Annotated in this window: 4 protein-coding genes; 1 reads left to right on the forward strand and 3 read right to left on the reverse strand. The window is 72.1% G+C overall.

What is annotated here, in order from left to right; translation table 11 throughout:
* The 3 genes from VB737_RS06315 to VB737_RS06325 form a co-directional block, all read right to left on the reverse strand.
* The coding region (locus VB737_RS06315; RefSeq protein ID WP_500312064.1) for a CbiQ family ECF transporter T component at positions 1 to 259 on the reverse strand (259 nt) is incomplete at its 3' end.
* A 50-nt stretch (positions 260 to 309) separates the two neighbouring features.
* Positions 310 to 1674 (reverse strand): ribosome biogenesis GTPase Der, encoded by a 1365-nt coding sequence (der, locus tag VB737_RS06320; protein ID WP_500312065.1) that lies wholly within the window; start codon positions 1672 to 1674, stop codon positions 310 to 312.
* A 73-nt stretch (positions 1675 to 1747) separates the two neighbouring features.
* On the reverse strand, positions 1748 to 2257 hold the full coding sequence (locus tag VB737_RS06325; protein ID WP_500312067.1) for a DUF1823 family protein: 510 nt from the start codon (positions 2255 to 2257) through the stop codon (positions 1748 to 1750).
* A 17-nt stretch (positions 2258 to 2274) separates the two neighbouring features.
* Here VB737_RS06325 and VB737_RS06330 point away from each other — a divergent pair.
* Positions 2275 to 2745: tRNA-dihydrouridine synthase (locus tag VB737_RS06330; protein WP_500312069.1), on the forward strand; the 471-nt coding region annotated here is incomplete at its 3' end.

Below are 2745 nucleotides of genomic sequence, written 5' to 3' on the forward strand. Positions count from 1 at the left end.
GCGCCAGGGCGATCAGCAGCGGCAGACTCTGCCGCCAGAGGCGCCAGGGGAGGCCGCTGACGGCGGTGATCAGCAGCAGCAGCCCCACCAGGGCCAGCCGCCAGAGGGGCCCGGCCAGGATCGGCGTCACCAGGAACGCCACCGTCCAGACCAGCTTCACCCGGGGGTCCAGCCGCCGCAGCCAGCTGCCGCGGCCGCCCTCACCGCCCTCGCCGTCATCGACGTACTGACCGATCGGCAGCTGCCGCAACCAGTCCATTCAGGCCAGGTCCCCCTGGATCGCCCCCGGAATCGCCGTCCCCATCGACCTCAGCCGCCCCGGCTCTGGTGACGGGCCTGCTCCTTCTCGGCGTCCCGCTGCTGCTTGCCGCGCCAGAAGAGCCGCACCGGCGATCCCTCGAAGCCCAGGGCCTCGCGGATCTGGCGCTCGACGTAGCGGCGGTAGGTGTCGCCGAACAGCCTGGGTTCGTTGACGAACAGGGTGAAGCTGGGGGGGCGTGTCGCCACCTGGGTGCCGTAGTAGAGGCGGCCCTGGCGGCCGCCGCGGGTGGTGGGGGGCGAGCGCCAGCGCAGGGCCTCCTGCAGCACCTCATTCACCACCGAGGTGCTCACCCGGCGGCGGTGCTGCTCCACCGCCACCGCGGCGATGGCGAAGATGCTCTCCACCCGCTGGCCGGTGAGGGCGGATGTGAACAGCATCGGCGCCCAGTCGAGGAAGTAGAGCTTCGCGCGCAGCTCCTTCTCCATGGCGCTCATGGTGTGGCTGTCCTTCTCGATGGCGTCCCACTTGTTGACGACCACGGCACAGGCGCGGCCGTCCTCCTCGATGCGGCCCGCCAGGCGCTGGTCCTGCTCGGTGACGCCGTCGAGGGCATCGATCACCAGGATGCAGACGTCGCTGCGCTCGATCGCCTTGAAGCTGCGGGTGATGCCGAAGTATTCCGGGCCGTAGTCGACGCTGCGACGCCGCCGGATGCCGGCGGTGTCGATCAGCTTCCAGGTGTGGCCCTCCCGCTCGAGGGTGGTGTCGATGGTGTCGCGGGTGGTGCCGCGGATCGGGCTGACGATGGCCCGGTTCTCGCCGCAGATGGCATTCAGCAGGCTGGACTTGCCCACGTTGGGGCGGCCGATGATCGCCAGCTGGATCGGCTCGGCCTCGTCGGCCTCGGTGGTGGCTGGCAGAAAGCTGATCACCCGGTCGAGCAGGTCGCCCGTGCCGGCGCCGTGGATGGCGGAGATCGGGTGGGGTTCGCCCAGGCCCAGCCCCCAGAAGTCGGCCGCCATGGCCAGGCCCTGATCAGGCGACTCGCACTTGTTCACCCCCAGCAGCACGGGGACGTTGTGGCCGCGCAGCCACTCGGCGATCGATTCATCGGCGGCGGTGACGCCCTGCTGGCCATCGACGATCACCACCGCCACCGAGGCCTCGGCCAGGGCAAGGTTGGCCTGCTCCCGGATCTCCGGCAGGAACTCGCTGTCGTCATCGAACACCAGGCCGCCGGTGTCCACCACCCGGAAGGTGCGGTCACCCCAGAAGCCCTCCTGGTAGGTGCGGTCCCGGGTCACACCGGGCTGGTCGTGGACGATCGCCTCACGGCTGCGGCACAGCCGGTTGACCAGCGTGGACTTGCCCACGTTGGGGCGTCCGATCACGGCGACGACGGGGAGCGCCAATCTGACTTATGCCTTACGACGGATGCGTTACCTAGACCCTACAGAGCCACCGACGCCCCCGCCCACCGCCGCCTCAACCCACCGGGGGTTCGCCGGGATGGCCGGCCACCGGGTCCTCGGGCGGATCCAGGAGCTCCGGCAGCGGGCCCGCCTCCGGCAGGGGCTCGCCGCGCTCGGCCAGGTGGGCCAGCAGCCAGTTCACCGCCGTAGCCCGACGGGTGCGGCGGGGGTAGAGGCCGTCGATGCGGTACCCGGCGAAGCCCAGCTGCTGCTTGAGCAGCTGCTTGTGCTCGGGGGCGATCGATCGGGTGAGCCGCACGCTCGCGGGCCGCTCGGCGATCACCTCGGGAGCCTCGGGAAAGGCCTCGGCCCAGGCCGGCGGGGTGTCGGGGCCGGCCTGCCAGCGGCCCTCGGCGTCCGGGCGGTAGCCCAGCCGTTCCCAGACCAGCCGGCACACGAAGCGATCGCTGGTGCGGTCGGCCAGCACCGCCTCCAGCAGGGCGCGGCTGAGGGGGAAGGGTTCCGGGGCGCCTTCGGGCTTCCAGGGGGGAGCGGCGGCAGCGTCCACGGCGGCGACTGGCATCCGAGAGTGACCCCAGCATGCCCAGTCCCAACACCCACCCCTGCCCCACCGGCCCCCTCCAGCTGGCCGGCAACGGCACCGACCGGCAGCTCCACTGCCGGGTGCTGCAGTCGCCCCTGGCGGGGGTGAGCGACGGGATCTTCCGCGGACTGGTGCGCCGCTGGGCCCCCGACGCCCTCCTGTTCACGGAGATGGTCAATGCCACGGCCCTGGAGCTGGGCCACGGCGGCGCCAAGATGGCGGCCCTCGATCAGGATTCCGGTCCGGTCGGGGTGCAGCTGTTCGACCACCGGCCCGACGCCATGGCCGAGGCGGCCCGCCGGGCCGAGGCCGCCGGGGCCTGGCTGATCGACATCAACATGGGCTGCCCGGTGCGCAAGATCGCCCGCAAGGGAGGCGGCAGCGGCCTGCTGCGCCAGCCGGATCTGGCCCTGCGGATCGTGGCGGCGGTGGCGGCGGCGGTGCGGCTGCCGGTGACGGTGAAGACC

Origin of the sequence: Synechococcus sp. BA-120 BA3, from assembly GCF_034931285.1 — a bacterium.
In the GTDB taxonomy this organism is placed as follows: domain Bacteria; phylum Cyanobacteriota; class Cyanobacteriia; order PCC-6307; family Cyanobiaceae; genus Cyanobium.